Source organism: Roseovarius azorensis (assembly GCF_900109455.1).
Classification (GTDB): Bacteria; Pseudomonadota; Alphaproteobacteria; order Rhodobacterales; family Rhodobacteraceae; genus Roseovarius; species Roseovarius azorensis.
Genome location: NZ_FOAG01000008.1, coordinates 168,941 through 182,397 on the forward strand (window position 1 = coordinate 168,941; position 13,457 = coordinate 182,397).

Consider the following 13,457-nt stretch of genomic DNA (forward strand, 5'->3'; position numbering starts at 1 on the left):
ACCCATGCTATAACCCTCAAAACATTACCGAGGCAGGAATGAGCAGCAAGCCCCAGATGAACGACGCGCTGCGCGAACATCTCATCGCGCAACCTGATGTTATTCTTGAGGATCAGGATCTCATGCGTGCCCTAATTGCCGCCAACGAGCGTGCCATGGGGGGCAATATCGTGGATCTGCGCGGCATCGCTATGGACCGGCTCGAAGCGCGGCTTGACCGGCTTGAGGACACCCATCGCTCTGTCATCGCCGCCGCCTATGAAAACCTTGCCGGCACCAACCAGGTGCATCGCGCCATCCTGCGCTTGCTCGATCCGGTCGAATTCGAATCCTTCCTGCGCGATCTGGGGGGTGAGGTCGCACATATCCTGCGGGTGGATTCGATCCGGCTGGTGCTGGAATCGGTGCAGAATGACACCGATCCGGCGGTGCGGCGTCTGGGCGATGTCCTGTCGATTGCCGAACCCGGTTTCATCACCTCTTACCTGACTCGCGGGCGCGAGGTGCCGACCCGGCAGGTAACGCTGCGCCAGATCGACGAGGGCGACATGCGCATATATGGCCGCGATGCTATCTACCTGCGCTCGGAGGCCTGTCTGTTGCTGGATTTCGGCGCCGAGCGGCTGCCCGGCATGCTGGCCCTGGGGGCCGAGGATCCGCATCAGTTCAGCCCGCAACAGGGAACTGATCTGCTGGCTTTTTTCGCAGGCGTGTTTGAACGGACGATGCGCCGCTGGCTGTCATGATCAGCCCCGCCGCCCGCGATGCGCTCGAGGGCTGGCTTGCCGCCCAGAAGGCCATCAAGGGTGCCTCTGTCAATACGATTGCCGCCTATGCGCGCGATGTGGCCGATTTCCTGTCCTTCATGACCGGACACCACGGCGGGACACAGGGTCTGGGCGCGCTGGCCCGGATCAGCACTTCTGACATGCGCAGCTGGATGGCCTTTACCCGCGCACAGGGTGTCGGGCCGCGCTCGCTGGCGCGCAAGCTCTCGGCGGTCAAGGGATTCTACCGATGGCTTTCGGAACGCGAAGGATTCGAGCCGACCGCTGTGCTCGCCACCCGCTCGCCCAAGTTCCAACGCAAGCTGCCCCGCCCGCTCAACCCCGAGGCTGCAAGCGCGGTGATCAAGGCGCTGGACATGCAGTCGCTCACGCCCTGGATCGCCGCGCGGGATCAGGCGGTCGTGACCCTGCTCTATGGCTGCGGCCTGCGGATATCCGAGGCGCTGGACCTCACCGGGGCCGATCTTCCGGTCGGCACGGCGCTGCGGATCACCGGCAAGGGCGGCAAGCAGCGCATCGTGCCGGTGATCGCCCCCGCGCGCGCGGCGGTGGAACGCTATGTGCATGTCTGCCCGTTCGACATTGCCCCCGACGGGCCGCTTTTCATGGGCGCGCGTGGCGGGCGGCTGAACCCGCGTGTGATCCAGAAGGTCGTGGAACGCACCCGCCAACAGCTCGGCCTGCCAGCCAGCGCAACCCCGCATGCGATGCGCCACAGCTTTGCCACGCATCTGCTGAACGCAGGCGGCGATCTGCGGGCAATTCAGGAGCTTCTGGGCCATGCCTCGCTCTCGACCACGCAGGCCTATACCGGCGTCGACACCGCCCGCCTGATGGAGGTGTATGCCCGCACGCACCCCCAGGCGCGTGACTGACCTCTCCGGAGCCTCACGTAATAGTTAAGTTCAATTACAGCCGAATTGTGCGAGGCTTCCACGCGGATGACCCCTGTGTCACGTATAGAAAATGGAGAGTATATCATGAAACATCCGCTTTTCGCCGCTGCGGCATTGGCCGCCAGTCTGATGATGGGACAAACGGCGATGGCCTCTGAGTGCAAGGTCGATGTCGAGGATCCGTTCGATCTCGACGCGGCTGCCGTGGATGAAATTTACGACTGCATCAAGGCCACGATGGCCGAAAGCTACGCCAAGGAAGGCGATGAGGTGGCCGTTGCCTATCGCGACTGGACGGTGACATCGACCCGCCCGGCAGTGGCCGGGGCGCATGGCAACCGCCTGCTCCAGACCTTTGCCAATGACATCGCCGCAGAACAGTATCTGAAATTCGCCGATGAAGGCGTCGTGATGCCCGCTGGCTCGGTCCTGGCCAAGGAGAGCATCACCATCAGCACCAAGAAGAAAGAAGCCGTGACCGGCCCGCTGTTCATCATGACCAAGGGCGAGACAGGCAGTTCGCCGGATACCGGCGACTGGATCTATGCCGGTCTGCAACCCAACGGCAAACCGATGAAATTCAAGCAAAGCTTCTGTCATGATTGCCATGTCTCATGGGAGGCGCAGGACATGATGGCCTATCCTCTGGAAGAGGTCCGCGTCTCTAACTGAGGCAAGCCTGCGGAGAATGCACCCGGTCCCGCAGGGGGCCGGGCTTTTTCTTTGCATCTTCTTTTCTGGTGGTTCATTAAACGCTTATGACACCACAACTGCGCGCTTTGCTGGTTCACCTTTTCACAGCCACCGGGGCAGTATTCGCCATGCTGGCGATGCTGGCCGCCATCGACCAGAAATGGGAGCTAATGTTCCTCTGGCTGGTCGTGGCCTTTGCTGTTGACGGGATCGACGGGCCGCTGGCGCGGAAATATCATGTGCAGAAATATGCGCCCGAATTTGACGGGGTGCTGCTCGACCTGATCATCGACTACCTCACCTATGTTTTCATCCCGGCCTTTGCGCTGTTCAAGTCCGATCTCTTGCCGGGCTGGACGGGCTGGGTGGCGATCATCATCATCACCTATGCCAGCGCCATGTACTTTGCCGACACGCGCATGAAGACGAGGGACAATTCCTTTTCCGGCTTTCCGGGGTGCTGGAACATGGTAGTTCTGGTCTTGTTCGCGATCGAACCGAACTTCTGGGTCATACTGACGCTGGTGACGGTTCTGGCCGTGGCCATGTTCCTGCCGCTCAAGTTCATCCATCCGGTGCGCACAGAGCGCTGGCGGATGATCTCCTTGCCGGTCGCCTTTGCCTGGACATTTTTCGCGGGCTGGGCCGCCTGGGTCCATTTCGATCCGCAAAGCTGGGCGCATTGGGGCTTGGTGACGACCAGCGTCTATCTGCTCTTTGCGGGGATCGTGCAGCAACTCCTGCCAAGAACGGACGATCTCGAAGCGCTCTGATCCAAGGGTATCCGGAAAAAGAAAAACGCCCCGGCCATTTCTAACCGGGGCGTTTGCAATTGCAGGATGGGGCTTCGCCCCATCATGAGCTTAGCCGCGCTCTTCGATGATCTCGACAAGATGCGGGATCTTGTTGACCATGCCGCGCACGGCAGGCGTGTCCTCGAGTTCGCGTACGCGGTGCATCTTGTTCAGGCCAAGACCGATCAGGGTCTGGCGCTGCACCTCGGGGCGGCGGATCGGGCTACCGATCTGCTTAACAACGATGGTTTTTGCCATTTGTCCGGTTCCTTACGCTTCGGCCGCTTCAGCAACCGGCGCTTCGTCACCCTTTTTCAGGATGTCGGCCACCTTCTTGCCACGGCGCTGCGCCACCATGCGCGGGCTGGTCTCTTTCCTGAGACCGTCCAGCGTGGCGCGGATCATGTTGTAGGGGTTTTGCGAGCCGGTCGATTTCGCGACCACGTCCTGAACGCCCAGCATCTCGAACACGGCGCGCATCGGACCACCGGCGATGATGCCGGTCCCGTGCGGTGCAGTGCGCATCACGACCTTGCCCGCGCCATGGCGGCCTTCCATGTCGTGATGCAGTGTCCGGCCCTCGCGCAGCGGCACGCGGATCATTGCGCGCTTGGCTGCCTCGGTTGCCTTGCGGATCGCCTCGGGAACCTCCTTGGCCTTGCCCTTGCCAAAACCGACACGTCCCTTCTGATCGCCCACGACCACGAGCGCCGCAAACCCGAAGCGCTTGCCCCCCTTCACGGTCTTGGACACACGGTTGATCGCGACGAGACGGTCGGCGAATTCCGGAGCTTCCTCGCGTTCGCGACGGTCGCGGCGGTTGTCTTCTCTTGCCATTCTCTCGTCTCCTTAAATCTTCAGGCCGGCTTCACGCGCGGCGTCGGCGACTGCCTTGACCCGGCCATGAAACAGATAGCCGCCCCGATCGAAATAGGCCTCGGTCACGCCGGCCTTTCTGGCCCGCTCGGCAATGGTGGTGCCGACCTTGGTCGCGGCATCTACGTTGCACTTGCCCACCAGCCCCAGATCCTTTTCGAGGGTCGAGGCGGCGGCGAGTGTCACACCGTTGACGTCGTCGATCAGCTGCACGCTGATATTCTTGTTGGAGCGGTGAACGCTCAGACGCACGCGCCCTGCATTCACCTTGCGAAGTTTGTTCCGAACGCGCAGGCGGCGTTTGAGGAACAGTTTTCTTTTGCTGTTTGCCATCTGTCGCGTCCTTACTTCTTCTTGCCTTCCTTCTGGAAGATATACTCGTCCTTGTAGCGAACGCCCTTGCCCTTGTAGGGCTCGGGGCGACGCCAGTCGCGGATATTGGCCGCGACCTGACCGACGAGCTGCTTGTCCGTGCCCTCAACGACCAGTTCGGTCTGCTTCAGCGCGGTCACAGTCACACCTTCCGGAATGGGAAAATCGACGTCATGGCTGTAGCCGAGATTCAGCTTGAGCACATTGCCCGCCATCTGCGCGCGATACCCCACGCCACGGATTTCAAGCTCTTTCTTGAAGACATCCTTGGCTCCGTGCACCAGGTTGGCGATGACCGTACGGGTCATGCCCCACTGCTGACGGGCGCGTTTGGATTTGCCGCGCGGGGTGACAGAGATCTGACCGTCGGCGATGGTGATGGTGATATCATCGGTGGCGGTAAAGCTCTTGGTGGCCTTGGGGCCCTTGACCTCGATGGTCTGGCCCGAGAGCGTCGCTGTGACGCCATCGGGCAGGGCCACGGGTTGTTTGCCGATACGTGACATGTCCGGGTCTCCTCAGAATACAGTGCAGAGCACTTCGCCGCCAACATTGGCTGCGCGCGCGGCTGCATCCGACATCACACCCTTGGGGGTGGAGACAATCGACACACCCAGGCCTTGGCGGACCTGCGCGATGTCCTTGACGCCCATATAGACGCGACGACCGGGCTTCGAGACCCGTTTCATTTCGCGAATGACAGGGGTGCCCTCGAAATATTTAAGGCTGACCTCGATTGCCGCATGGCCATTACTGTCCTCGGTCATCTCGTAACCGCGGATATAGCCCTCTGCCGCCAGCACATCGAGAACGCGCACACGCATTTTCGAGGCCGGGGTCGTCACCGTGGATTTGCCACGCATCTGGGCGTTGCGGATCCGGGTGAGCATATCGCCGATAGGATCATTCATACCAAATCTCCCTTACCAGCTGGATTTTACGAGGCCGGGCGCCTGACCGCTCGAGCCGAGCTCGCGCAGCATGATCCGGGACACTTTGAGTTTGCGGTAATACGCATGCGGACGGCCCGTGAGCTGACAACGGTTGTGCAGCCGGGTGGCCGAACTGTTGCGCGGCAGTTCTGCCAGTTTCAGCGAGGCGCGGAACCGGTCTTCCATCGGTTTGCTTTCGTCACTGATGATCGCCTTGAGCGCGGCGCGCTTCTTGGCGAAGCGGTCCACCAGCTTCTGACGCTTCTTCTCGCGTTCGACCATTGATTTCTTAGCCATTAGTCTATCCTCCCGCGGCTCAGCTGTTGAAGGGCATGTTGAATTGCTTCAACAGCGCCTTGGCTTCAGCGTCGGTCTTCGCCGTGGTTGCGATGATGATGTCCATCCCCCAGACTTCGTCGACCTTGTCGAAGTTGATTTCGGGGAAAACGATATGCTCCTTGATGCCCATGGCATAGTTGCCACGTCCATCGAACGACTTGCCCGAGACCCCGCGAAAATCGCGAATACGGGGCATGGCGATGGTAATAAGGCGATCAAGGAAATCATACATGCGGTTGCCGCGCAGCGTGACCTTGGCCCCGAGCGGCATGTCCTCGCGCACCCGGAACCCGGCGATCGAATTGCGCGCCTTGGTGATCACCGCACGCTGACCGGCGATGGTGCTCAGATCCTCCTGGGCCGATTTGGCCTTTTTGGAATCGCGCACCGCTTCTGCGCCACAGCCAATGTTCAGGACGATCTTGTCCAGACGCGGAATCTGCATGTCGTTCTTGTAACCGAACTCTTCTTTCAGAGCAGGCTTGATCACCTCGCGGAAATGCGTCTTGAGGCGCGGGGTATAGGTTGCAGTATCAAGCATCGATCACATCCCCCGTGGTCTTGGCAAAGCGCACCTTTTTCTCGCCTTCGATCCTGAAGCCGACGCGGGTGGGTTTGCCGTTCTTGTCGACAATTGCGAGGTTGCTCAGGTCGATCGGCATCGCCTTGGGGATACGACCACCTTGGCTCGACTGGCTCTGGCGTGTGTGGCGGACAGCCATGTTGACGCCCTCGACCACGGCCTTGCCGGATTTGGGATCAACGTTGATTATCGTGCCCTTCTGGCCCTTGTCCTTACCGGCCAGAACGACGACGTTATCGCCTTTTTTCAGTTTGGCAGCCATCTTACAGCACCTCCGGGGCGAGCGAGATGATTTTCATGAAGTTCTTGGCGCGCAATTCGCGCACAACCGGCCCGAAGATACGGGTGCCGACCGGCTCGCCCGCGTTGTTCAGGATGACGGCGGCGTTGCGGTCAAAACGGATAGCGGTGCCGTCTTCGCGACGGACTTCTTTGGCGGTGCGCACGACGACGGCCTTGCGGACGTCGCCCTTCTTCACGCGACCACGCGGGATGGCTTCCTTTACCGAGACGACGATGATGTCGCCAACGGATGCGTATTTACGCTTGGAACCACCCAGAACCTTGATGCACTGAACACGGCGCGCGCCGCTGTTGTCAGCAACATCCAGATTGGTCTGCATCTGGATCATTTGGTTTCTCCCGACCTATGGGGGGCGATGCATTGCCTTGTCCCCAGGGTTTCGATTAATGTCGAAAGACGCTGAGGGCGTTACGCCTCCAGCACCTCCCAACGTTTCGTTTTCGATCTCGGCGCGCATTCGATGATGCGAACGGTATCGCCGACCTTGAAAGCATTGTTTTCATCGTGAGCCCGGTATTTCTTGGACTTGCGGATGGTCTTTTGCAGAACCGGGTGCTTGAAGCGGCGTTCAACCGACACGGTGATGGTCTGTTCGTTGGCGTCGCTGGTGACGGTGCCTTGAAGGATACGTTTGGGCATTGTTCAAGGTCTCCGTTATTCAGCGCCTGAAGCCGCACCGGCGGCTTTTTCGTTCAGGATGGTCAGCACGCGCGCGGCGTCGCGGCGGGCGGTGCGCATCTGTGCAGGGTTTTCCAGTTGGCCGGTGGCCGCCCGAAAGCGCAGGTTGAACTGCTGCTTTTTCAGGTTTGTCAGCTCTTCCCGGAGTTGATCCGGGGTCTTGTCACGCAGTTCCTTGGCGTTCATCGCCTTTTTCCTTCTCAAAACACCGGACGGCCCCTGACGGTTGGCTCAGGGTCACCCAAAACCCGGTGGATTCATTGCAAAACACGCGAATCCCGGACAGGCCGGGCACGCAGATTGGGGCTCTATAAGGGAGGCGGGGCGCGAGGGCAAGGGATAAGTTTGGAATTACCCGGGCCGGGAGAAACGCACCGTTGGGGTCATCACCCCCACCCGTAATTGAAGCTCACGCTGATTCGGTCCTCTTCGGACATGTTCATCGGCACCTCGTGGCGCAGCCACGATTCCCAGAGCAGGACGTCCCCCACCTGCGGGCGGGCATAGACGAAGGTGCGCAGTTCTTCGCGCGCCTCTTTCCGGCGGGCGGGCGCGGCCATCATCCGCGCGGAACGCGGGTCTTCCAGCTTGAGCGCGCTCGCGCCTCCCGGCATCGCCACATAGGTGGTGCCGGAAATCACCGAATGGGGGTGAATATGACTTGCGTGCATGCCGCCCTCGGGCAGGATGTTGATCCAGATATCCTCGAGGGTCAGCGCCTTGCCCTCGAGATCGAATTCCAGATCCTCGGCAAAGGCCGCAACATGAGCATCCAGAGATGCCACCAGATCGGCAAAGATCGGGAAACGCCACGGCAGATCGGTCAGCGAGGCATAGGAGGTATAGCCGGGATAGCCGTTTTCCTCGCACCATTTCTGGCCCGCCCCGTCATCCTCGGCGATAGAATAGCAGGACGCCTCCAAATCCATCGGATCAATGGCGGGGCCATGATCCGAGAGCGCGGCGCGATAGAGGCGGGTAACGAAAAGAGAGTTGATCTGTGACATGGGCCGTTGATACCCCACCACGCGCGCCGACGCGAGATGCTAAAACGAAACCCCCCGCGCGATCGCTCGCGCGGGGGCAATATCGCAGAGTGGGTGTGACCCCGCCGGATTTACCAGTCCTCGCGGACCACCACGCGGGTCTTGATCGGCAGTTTCATCGCTGCAAGGCGCAGGGCCTCAAACGCCACCGCCTCGCCGACGCCGTCGATCTCGAACATCACCCGGCCCGGCTTGACCTTGCAGGCCCAGTAATCGACCGAGCCCTTGCCCTTGCCCATCCGCACCTCGGTGGGTTTGGACGAAACCGGCGTGTCCGGAAAAATCCGGATCCATACCCGGCCCTGGCGCTTCATGTGGCGCGTCATCGCGCGGCGGGCTGCCTCGATCTGACGGGCTGTCACACGCTCCGGCTCGGTCGCCTTGAGGCCGAAAGTGCCAAAGTTGAGATCAGAGCCGCCCTTGGCCTCGCCCTTGATCCGGCCCTTGAACTGCTTGCGGAATTTCGTACGCTTTGGTTGAAGCATCTTCTCTCTCCTTACCGGCGGCCGCCGGCGCCACGGGGCGCGGGACCATCCTGGAGTTCCTGGGCCTTGCGGTCACGGGCACCGGGATCGTGCTCCATGATCTCGCCCTTGAATATCCACACCTTGATGCCGATGATGCCATAGGCGGTCGTGGCCTCGACATTGGCATAGTCGATATCGGCGCGCAGGGTGTGCAGCGGCACGCGGCCTTCGCGATACCATTCGGTGCGGGCAATCTCTGCTCCGCCGAGGCGGCCAGAGACGTTGACCCGGATGCCCAAGGCTCCCATGCGCATGGCGTTCTGCACGGCGCGTTTCATCGCACGGCGGAACGACACCCGACGCTCGAGCTGCTGTGCGATGCTCTCGCCCACCAGTGCCGCGTCAAGCTCGGGCTTGCGGACCTCGACGATGTTGAGGTGCAGTTCGCTTGCGGTCATCGCCGCCAGCTTCTTGCGCAGACCCTCGATATCGGCGCCTTTCTTGCCGATGATCACGCCGGGACGGGCGGTGTGGATTGTCACCCGGCACTTCTTGTGTGGGCGCTCGATGATCACACGGCTGATGCCGGCCTGCTTGCACTCTTCGCCGATGAACTTGCGCATCGCAAGATCCTCAAGCAGCAGATTGCCATAGTCCTTGGTGTCGGCATACCAGCGGCTGTCCCAGGTGCGGTTCACCTGCAGGCGCATGCCAATCGGATTGACTTTGTTACCCATTAGGCTTGCTCCTCAATTTCACGCACCTTGATCGTCAGCTCCGAGAACGGCTTGCGCAGGGCGCCAAACCGGCCACGGGCGCGCGGGCGGCCACGCTTCATGATCAGGTTCTTGCCAACATAGGCCTCTGCCACAACCAGACCATCCACATCGAGATTGTGGTTGTTCTCGGCATTGGCGATCGCCGATTGCAGACATTTCTTGACATCGGCGGCGATGCGCTTGTTCGAGAACGTCAGATCGGTCAGCGCCTTGTCGACCTTCTTGCCACGGATCATCGCGGCCACAAGGTTGAGCTTCTGCGGGCTGGTACGAAGCATGCGCAACTTGGCCATTGCTTCGTTGTCGGCCACGCGGCGGGGGTTCTTTTCCTTGCCCATGACTTACTTCCGCTTCGCTTTTTTGTCAGCCGCATGACCGTAATAGGTCCGGGTCGGCGAGTATTCGCCGAACTTCTGACCGATCATGTCTTCGGTGACGTTGACAGGGATATGCTTGTGGCCGTTGTAAACGCCGAACGTCAGGCCGACAAACTGCGGCAGGATCGTCGAACGACGCGACCAGATCTTGATGACTTCGTTACGCCCCGACTCGCGCGATGCTTCAGCCTTTTTCAGGACATAGGCATCGACGAATGGGCCTTTCCATACAGAACGTGCCATGTGTTAGCGGCCCTTCTTCTTGGCGTGACGCGAGCGCAGGATAAGATCCTGCGACGCCTTGTTCTTGTTGCGGGTACGCGCGCCCTTGGTGGGTTTGCCCCAGGGCGTGACCGGGTGACGACCACCCGAGGTGCGACCCTCGCCACCACCATGCGGGTGGTCGATCGGGTTCATCACGACACCGCGCACAGAGGGGCGGATGCCCTTGTGACGCATGCGACCGGCCTTGCCGTAATTCTGGTTTGAGTTGTCGGGGTTGCTGACGGCGCCGACGGTGGCCATGCATTCCTGACGCACGAGGCGCAGCTCACCCGAGCTGAGGCGGATCTGCGCATAGCCGCCATCGCGGCCCACGAATTGCGCATAGGTGCCGGCGGCGCGTGCGATCTGCCCGCCCTTGCCTGCCTTCAGCTCGATGTTGTGAACGATCGTGCCGATGGGCATGCCCGAGAACGGCATCGCGTTGCCCGGCTTGATGTCGGCCTTGGCGCTTGCGATCACCTTGTCGCCAATCGCCAGACGTTGTGGCGCCAGGATATAGGCCTGCTCACCGTCCTCATATCTGATCAGGGCGATGAACGCGGTGCGGTTCGGATCATATTCGATCCGTTCCACCGTGGCAGAAACATCGAATTTGCTGCGTTTGAAATCGACGATGCGGTAGAGACGCTTTGCCCCGCCGCCCTTGCGACGCATCGTGATCCGCCCGGTATTGTTTCGACCGCCGTTCTTGGTCAGACCCTCGGTGAGGGATTTGACGGGACGGCCCTTCCACAATTCCGAACGGTCGATCAGCACCAGCCCACGCTGGCCCGGCGTCGTCGGCTTATACGACTTGAGTGCCATGCTTTCTGTCTTCCGTTTGCTATTGACGCGGACCATCACCAGGCCCCGCCTATGTTGTAGCCCCCCATCATGGGTGACCGAGATATAGGGCCCCAAAGGTCCCCGACTTAAACAGCCATGGCCCCGGGCAATGCCGGGGCCACGAGAGATTCGCGGCTTACTATCAGAGACCTGTGGTCACGTCGATAGTGTTTCCCTCTGCCAGCGTCACATAAGCTTTCTTGACGTCATTCCGACGGCCCAACTGGCCGCGGAAGCGTTTTTGCTTGCCCTTGGTGATCGTGGTGTTCACGGCCTTGACCTTGACCCCGAAGAGCGCCTCGACGGCCTCCTTGATCTGAGGTTTGTTGGCATCCATGTGAACCTCGAATACCACGGCACCGTTATCCGAGGCCATCGTGGCCTTTTCGGTGATGACCGGCTTGCGGATCACATCGTAATGTTCAGGTTTCGCGCTCATTTCAGACGAGCCTCCAGTGCTTCGACACCCGCCTTGGTCAGCACGAGCGTGTCGCGCTTGAGGATGTCATAGACGTTTGCGCCCATCGACGGCAGCACATCGAGACCCTCGATGTTGCGTGCGGCCTTGGCGAAATCGGGGTTCACCGCAGCGCCGTCGATGATCAGCGCGCGTTTCCAACCCAGATCCCTGACCTGCTTGGCCAGTTGCGCGGTCTTGCCGTTCGACGATGCCTCGTCGATGATCACCAGCTCACCCGCGCGGGCCTTGGCCGAGAGCGCGTGCTTGAGACCAAGCTGACGCACCTTCTTGGGCAGGTCATGGGCGTGGCTGCGGGGCGTCGGACCCTTGTAAATGCCACCGTGGCGGAAGATCGGCGCGTTCTTGTCACCGTGGCGTGCGCCGCCGGTGCCCTTCTGGCGATAGATCTTCTTGGTGGAATAGCTGGTCTCCGACCGGGTCTTGACCTTGTGCGTGCCGGCCTGCGCCTTGTTGCGCTGCCAACGGACGACACGGTGCAGGATATCCGCGCGCGGTTCCAGGCCGAAGATGTCTTCGCCCAGATCGACCGAGCCGGCCTTGCCGCCGTCCAGTTTGATCACGTCGAGTTTCATTCTTCGCCTTCCTTCTTCTCAGCCTGAATCTCGGCCTCAGCCTCTTTCAGAGCGGCTTCTTCCGCGGCGGCGGCCTCTTCGGCGAGACGCTTGGCTTCGGCTTCCGCCTCGGCAGCGGCCTGTGCCGCAGCGGCCTCGGCAGCTTTTGCAGCCTCTTCGGCGGCCGATTTCAACGCGGCGGGCAGGATGGCGTTCTCGGGAAACGGTTTCTTGACCGCATCCTTGATCGTCACCCAGCCACCCCTGGAGCCGGGAACCGCACCCTTGATCATGATCAGGCCGCGCTCTGCATCCGTGCGCACAACCTGAAGGTTCTGCGTAGTGACACGGGCCGCGCCCATGTGACCGGCCATCTTCTTGCCCTTGAACACCTTGCCGGGATCCTGACACTGGCCGGTAGAGCCATGCGAACGGTGGCTGATCGACACACCGTGGCTGGCCCGCAGACCGCCGAAGTTGTGCCGCTTCATCGCACCGGCAAAGCCCTTGCCGATCGAGGTGCCCGAGACATCGACGAACTGACCGGCAAAGTAATGATCAGCAGTGATTTCCTCGCCCACGTTGATCAGGTTCTCAGGCGCCACGCGGAATTCCGCGATCTTGCGCTTGGGTTCCACCTTGGCGGCAGCGAAATGGCCGCGCATCGGCTGGCTCACCCGCTTGGCCTTGGCCGTGCCGGCTCCAAGCTGGACAGCCGAATAGCCGTCCTTTTCAGGGGTGCGCTGTGCCACCACCTGAAGTTTGTCGAGTTGAAGAACGGTCACAGGCACCTGCCTGCCGTCGTCCATGAAAAGCCGGGTCATGCCGACTTTTTTCGCGATCACACCAGAGCGCAACATCTCTTGCTCTCCTTAAACCGAAATCTGCACATCCACGCCAGCGGCGAGGTCGAGCTTCATCAGCGCGTCCACCGTCTGGGGCGTGGGGTCGACGATGTCCAAGAGACGCTTGTGCGTCCGGATCTCGAACTGGTCGCGGGATTTCTTGTTCACGTGGGGGCCACGCAGAACGGTGAATTTCTCGATCTTGTTCGGCAGCGGAATCGGCCCTCGAACCTGTGCCCCGGTCCGCTTGGCCGTGTTGACGATTTCCTGCGTGCTGGCATCCAGAACGCGGTAGTCAAACGCCTTGAGCCGGATGCGAATATTCTGGCTTTGCATTAGTCTAGCCTTTCACGGCATTGGAGTTGATAGGAGGAAGGCCGGACCATCCGGCCCCCCTCGTCGAACCCTGAAGGTTGTTTACTCGATGATCTTCGACACGACGCCGGCGCCAACGGTGCGGCCGCCCTCGCGGATGGCGAAGCGCAAGCCGTCTTCCATGGCGATCGGCGCGATCAGCTCGACCTCGAACTTGAGGTTGTCGCCAGG

The 13,457-nt window shown here is 61.0% G+C and carries 26 protein-coding genes; 4 read left to right on the top strand and 22 right to left on the bottom strand.

What is annotated here, in order from left to right; translation table 11 throughout:
• The first annotated feature begins 38 nt into the window (after window positions 1-38).
• From BSG08_RS13355 to BSG08_RS13370, 4 genes are all read left to right on the top strand, one after another.
• The gene (locus BSG08_RS13355) at window positions 39-746 is read left to right on the top strand and encodes a DUF484 family protein (protein ID WP_093037807.1); all 708 of its coding nucleotides are present in this window, start codon (window positions 39-41) and stop codon (window positions 744-746) included.
• Window positions 743-1,663 carry a tyrosine recombinase XerC gene (locus tag BSG08_RS13360; protein WP_093037810.1) on the top strand — a complete coding sequence of 307 codons (921 nt, stop codon included), beginning with the start codon at window positions 743-745 and terminating at the stop codon, window positions 1,661-1,663. Before BSG08_RS13355 ends, BSG08_RS13360 begins: the two co-directional genes overlap by 4 nt.
• Window positions 1,664-1,768: 105 nt before the next feature.
• Window positions 1,769-2,356: a cytochrome P460 family protein gene (locus BSG08_RS13365; RefSeq protein ID WP_093037813.1), complete on the top strand. Its 588-nt coding sequence runs from the start codon at window positions 1,769-1,771 to the stop codon at window positions 2,354-2,356.
• Between the two features lie 86 nt (window positions 2,357-2,442).
• A complete protein-coding gene (locus BSG08_RS13370; protein ID WP_093037815.1) occupies window positions 2,443-3,150 on the top strand; it encodes a CDP-alcohol phosphatidyltransferase family protein in 708 nt (235 codons plus the stop codon).
• 90 nt (window positions 3,151-3,240) lie between these two features.
• On the opposite strand, the gene rpmD is transcribed toward BSG08_RS13370, so the two are convergent.
• From rpmD to BSG08_RS13480, 22 genes are all read right to left on the bottom strand, one after another.
• Window positions 3,241-3,429: a 50S ribosomal protein L30 gene (gene rpmD, locus BSG08_RS13375; RefSeq protein ID WP_093037818.1), complete on the bottom strand. Its 189-nt coding sequence runs from the start codon at window positions 3,427-3,429 to the stop codon at window positions 3,241-3,243.
• 12 nt (window positions 3,430-3,441) lie between these two features.
• Window positions 3,442-4,008, bottom strand: a complete 567-nt coding sequence (gene rpsE / locus BSG08_RS13380) for a 30S ribosomal protein S5 (RefSeq protein WP_008281889.1) — start codon at window positions 4,006-4,008, stop codon at window positions 3,442-3,444.
• A 12-nt stretch (window positions 4,009-4,020) separates the two neighbouring features.
• Entirely contained in the window at window positions 4,021-4,380 is a 360-nt protein-coding gene (gene rplR, locus BSG08_RS13385) for a 50S ribosomal protein L18 (protein WP_093037822.1), read from the bottom strand.
• 11 nt (window positions 4,381-4,391) lie between these two features.
• Complete coding sequence (gene rplF / locus BSG08_RS13390) at window positions 4,392-4,925, bottom strand: 50S ribosomal protein L6 (protein ID WP_093037825.1); 534 nt, start codon at window positions 4,923-4,925, stop codon at window positions 4,392-4,394.
• Window positions 4,926-4,937: 12 nt separating this feature from the next.
• Complete coding sequence (gene rpsH, locus BSG08_RS13395; protein ID WP_093037828.1) at window positions 4,938-5,330, bottom strand: 30S ribosomal protein S8; 393 nt, start codon at window positions 5,328-5,330, stop codon at window positions 4,938-4,940.
• 12 nt (window positions 5,331-5,342) lie between these two features.
• Complete coding sequence (gene rpsN, locus BSG08_RS13400) at window positions 5,343-5,648, bottom strand: 30S ribosomal protein S14 (RefSeq protein WP_093037831.1); 306 nt, start codon at window positions 5,646-5,648, stop codon at window positions 5,343-5,345.
• 19 nt (window positions 5,649-5,667) lie between these two features.
• Window positions 5,668-6,231, bottom strand: coding sequence for a 50S ribosomal protein L5 (gene rplE / locus BSG08_RS13405; protein ID WP_093037834.1), 564 nt, complete (start codon window positions 6,229-6,231; stop codon window positions 5,668-5,670).
• Window positions 6,224-6,535, bottom strand: a complete 312-nt coding sequence (rplX, locus tag BSG08_RS13410) for a 50S ribosomal protein L24 (protein WP_093037837.1) — start codon at window positions 6,533-6,535, stop codon at window positions 6,224-6,226. The genes rplE and rplX overlap by 8 nt, the downstream gene beginning before the upstream one ends.
• A gap of 1 nt (window position 6,536) precedes the next feature.
• Window positions 6,537-6,905: a 50S ribosomal protein L14 gene (gene rplN, locus BSG08_RS13415; protein WP_007427594.1), complete on the bottom strand. Its 369-nt coding sequence runs from the start codon at window positions 6,903-6,905 to the stop codon at window positions 6,537-6,539.
• An 80-nt stretch (window positions 6,906-6,985) separates the two neighbouring features.
• Window positions 6,986-7,216: a 30S ribosomal protein S17 gene (rpsQ, locus tag BSG08_RS13420; RefSeq protein ID WP_093037839.1), complete on the bottom strand. Its 231-nt coding sequence runs from the start codon at window positions 7,214-7,216 to the stop codon at window positions 6,986-6,988.
• Window positions 7,217-7,231: 15 nt separating this feature from the next.
• Complete coding sequence (rpmC, locus tag BSG08_RS13425) at window positions 7,232-7,441, bottom strand: 50S ribosomal protein L29 (RefSeq protein WP_093037842.1); 210 nt, start codon at window positions 7,439-7,441, stop codon at window positions 7,232-7,234.
• Window positions 7,442-7,641: 200 nt separating this feature from the next.
• Window positions 7,642-8,262, bottom strand: a complete 621-nt coding sequence (locus BSG08_RS13430) for a 2OG-Fe(II) oxygenase family protein (RefSeq protein ID WP_093037844.1) — start codon at window positions 8,260-8,262, stop codon at window positions 7,642-7,644.
• 110 nt (window positions 8,263-8,372) lie between these two features.
• Entirely contained in the window at window positions 8,373-8,786 is a 414-nt protein-coding gene (gene rplP / locus BSG08_RS13435) for a 50S ribosomal protein L16 (protein ID WP_093037847.1), read from the bottom strand.
• 11 nt (window positions 8,787-8,797) lie between these two features.
• A complete protein-coding gene (gene rpsC / locus BSG08_RS13440; RefSeq protein WP_093037850.1) occupies window positions 8,798-9,505 on the bottom strand; it encodes a 30S ribosomal protein S3 in 708 nt (235 codons plus the stop codon).
• The gene (gene rplV, locus BSG08_RS13445) at window positions 9,505-9,885 is read right to left on the bottom strand and encodes a 50S ribosomal protein L22 (RefSeq protein ID WP_093037852.1); all 381 of its coding nucleotides are present in this window, start codon (window positions 9,883-9,885) and stop codon (window positions 9,505-9,507) included. The genes rpsC and rplV overlap by 1 nt, the downstream gene beginning before the upstream one ends.
• Before the next feature lie 3 nt (window positions 9,886-9,888).
• On the bottom strand, window positions 9,889-10,167 hold the full coding sequence (rpsS, locus tag BSG08_RS13450) for a 30S ribosomal protein S19 (protein ID WP_093037855.1): 279 nt from the start codon (window positions 10,165-10,167) through the stop codon (window positions 9,889-9,891).
• Window positions 10,168-10,170: 3 nt separating this feature from the next.
• Entirely contained in the window at window positions 10,171-11,013 is an 843-nt protein-coding gene (gene rplB, locus BSG08_RS13455) for a 50S ribosomal protein L2 (protein ID WP_093037904.1), read from the bottom strand.
• A gap of 163 nt (window positions 11,014-11,176) precedes the next feature.
• Window positions 11,177-11,473, bottom strand: coding sequence for a 50S ribosomal protein L23 (locus BSG08_RS13460; protein ID WP_093037858.1), 297 nt, complete (start codon window positions 11,471-11,473; stop codon window positions 11,177-11,179).
• Window positions 11,470-12,087 carry a 50S ribosomal protein L4 gene (gene rplD / locus BSG08_RS13465; RefSeq protein ID WP_093037860.1) on the bottom strand — a complete coding sequence of 206 codons (618 nt, stop codon included), beginning with the start codon at window positions 12,085-12,087 and terminating at the stop codon, window positions 11,470-11,472. Before rplD ends, BSG08_RS13460 begins: the two co-directional genes overlap by 4 nt.
• On the bottom strand, window positions 12,084-12,926 hold the full coding sequence (gene rplC / locus BSG08_RS13470; protein ID WP_093037863.1) for a 50S ribosomal protein L3: 843 nt from the start codon (window positions 12,924-12,926) through the stop codon (window positions 12,084-12,086). Before rplC ends, rplD begins: the two co-directional genes overlap by 4 nt.
• A gap of 12 nt (window positions 12,927-12,938) precedes the next feature.
• The gene (rpsJ, locus tag BSG08_RS13475) at window positions 12,939-13,247 is read right to left on the bottom strand and encodes a 30S ribosomal protein S10 (RefSeq protein ID WP_037273464.1); all 309 of its coding nucleotides are present in this window, start codon (window positions 13,245-13,247) and stop codon (window positions 12,939-12,941) included.
• An 81-nt stretch (window positions 13,248-13,328) separates the two neighbouring features.
• A partial coding sequence (locus BSG08_RS13480; RefSeq protein ID WP_483880127.1) for an EF-Tu C-terminal domain-related protein occupies window positions 13,329-13,457 on the bottom strand: 129 nt, incomplete at its 5' end.

What these genes read in the sequence shown, in the direction of transcription:
- BSG08_RS13355 (WP_093037807.1), top strand. Translation starts at nt 39, where the DNA reads ATGAGCAGCAAGCCCCAGATGAACGACGCGCTGCGCGAACATCTCATC.
- BSG08_RS13360 (WP_093037810.1), top strand. Translation starts at nt 743, where the DNA reads ATGATCAGCCCCGCCGCCCGCGATGCGCTCGAGGGCTGGCTTGCCGCC.
- BSG08_RS13365 (WP_093037813.1), top strand. Translation starts at nt 1,769, where the DNA reads ATGAAACATCCGCTTTTCGCCGCTGCGGCATTGGCCGCCAGTCTGATG.
- BSG08_RS13370 (WP_093037815.1), top strand. Translation starts at nt 2,443, where the DNA reads ATGACACCACAACTGCGCGCTTTGCTGGTTCACCTTTTCACAGCCACC.
- rpmD (WP_093037818.1), bottom strand. Translation starts at nt 3,429, where the DNA reads ATGGCAAAAACCATCGTTGTTAAGCAGATCGGTAGCCCGATCCGCCGC.
- rpsE (WP_008281889.1), bottom strand. Translation starts at nt 4,008, where the DNA reads ATGGCAAGAGAAGACAACCGCCGCGACCGTCGCGAACGCGAGGAAGCT.
- rplR (WP_093037822.1), bottom strand. Translation starts at nt 4,380, where the DNA reads ATGGCAAACAGCAAAAGAAAACTGTTCCTCAAACGCCGCCTGCGCGTT.
- rplF (WP_093037825.1), bottom strand. Translation starts at nt 4,925, where the DNA reads ATGTCACGTATCGGCAAACAACCCGTGGCCCTGCCCGATGGCGTCACA.
- rpsH (WP_093037828.1), bottom strand. Translation starts at nt 5,330, where the DNA reads ATGAATGATCCTATCGGCGATATGCTCACCCGGATCCGCAACGCCCAG.
- rpsN (WP_093037831.1), bottom strand. Translation starts at nt 5,648, where the DNA reads ATGGCTAAGAAATCAATGGTCGAACGCGAGAAGAAGCGTCAGAAGCTG.
- rplE (WP_093037834.1), bottom strand. Translation starts at nt 6,231, where the DNA reads ATGCTTGATACTGCAACCTATACCCCGCGCCTCAAGACGCATTTCCGC.
- rplX (WP_093037837.1), bottom strand. Translation starts at nt 6,535, where the DNA reads ATGGCTGCCAAACTGAAAAAAGGCGATAACGTCGTCGTTCTGGCCGGT.
- rplN (WP_007427594.1), bottom strand. Translation starts at nt 6,905, where the DNA reads ATGATCCAGATGCAGACCAATCTGGATGTTGCTGACAACAGCGGCGCG.
- rpsQ (WP_093037839.1), bottom strand. Translation starts at nt 7,216, where the DNA reads ATGCCCAAACGTATCCTTCAAGGCACCGTCACCAGCGACGCCAACGAA.
- rpmC (WP_093037842.1), bottom strand. Translation starts at nt 7,441, where the DNA reads ATGAACGCCAAGGAACTGCGTGACAAGACCCCGGATCAACTCCGGGAA.
- BSG08_RS13430 (WP_093037844.1), bottom strand. Translation starts at nt 8,262, where the DNA reads ATGTCACAGATCAACTCTCTTTTCGTTACCCGCCTCTATCGCGCCGCG.
- rplP (WP_093037847.1), bottom strand. Translation starts at nt 8,786, where the DNA reads ATGCTTCAACCAAAGCGTACGAAATTCCGCAAGCAGTTCAAGGGCCGG.
- rpsC (WP_093037850.1), bottom strand. Translation starts at nt 9,505, where the DNA reads ATGGGTAACAAAGTCAATCCGATTGGCATGCGCCTGCAGGTGAACCGC.
- rplV (WP_093037852.1), bottom strand. Translation starts at nt 9,885, where the DNA reads ATGGGCAAGGAAAAGAACCCCCGCCGCGTGGCCGACAACGAAGCAATG.
- rpsS (WP_093037855.1), bottom strand. Translation starts at nt 10,167, where the DNA reads ATGGCACGTTCTGTATGGAAAGGCCCATTCGTCGATGCCTATGTCCTG.
- rplB (WP_093037904.1), bottom strand. Translation starts at nt 11,013, where the DNA reads ATGGCACTCAAGTCGTATAAGCCGACGACGCCGGGCCAGCGTGGGCTG.
- BSG08_RS13460 (WP_093037858.1), bottom strand. Translation starts at nt 11,473, where the DNA reads ATGAGCGCGAAACCTGAACATTACGATGTGATCCGCAAGCCGGTCATC.
- rplD (WP_093037860.1), bottom strand. Translation starts at nt 12,087, where the DNA reads ATGAAACTCGACGTGATCAAACTGGACGGCGGCAAGGCCGGCTCGGTC.
- rplC (WP_093037863.1), bottom strand. Translation starts at nt 12,926, where the DNA reads ATGTTGCGCTCTGGTGTGATCGCGAAAAAAGTCGGCATGACCCGGCTT.
- rpsJ (WP_037273464.1), bottom strand. Translation starts at nt 13,247, where the DNA reads ATGCAAAGCCAGAATATTCGCATCCGGCTCAAGGCGTTTGACTACCGC.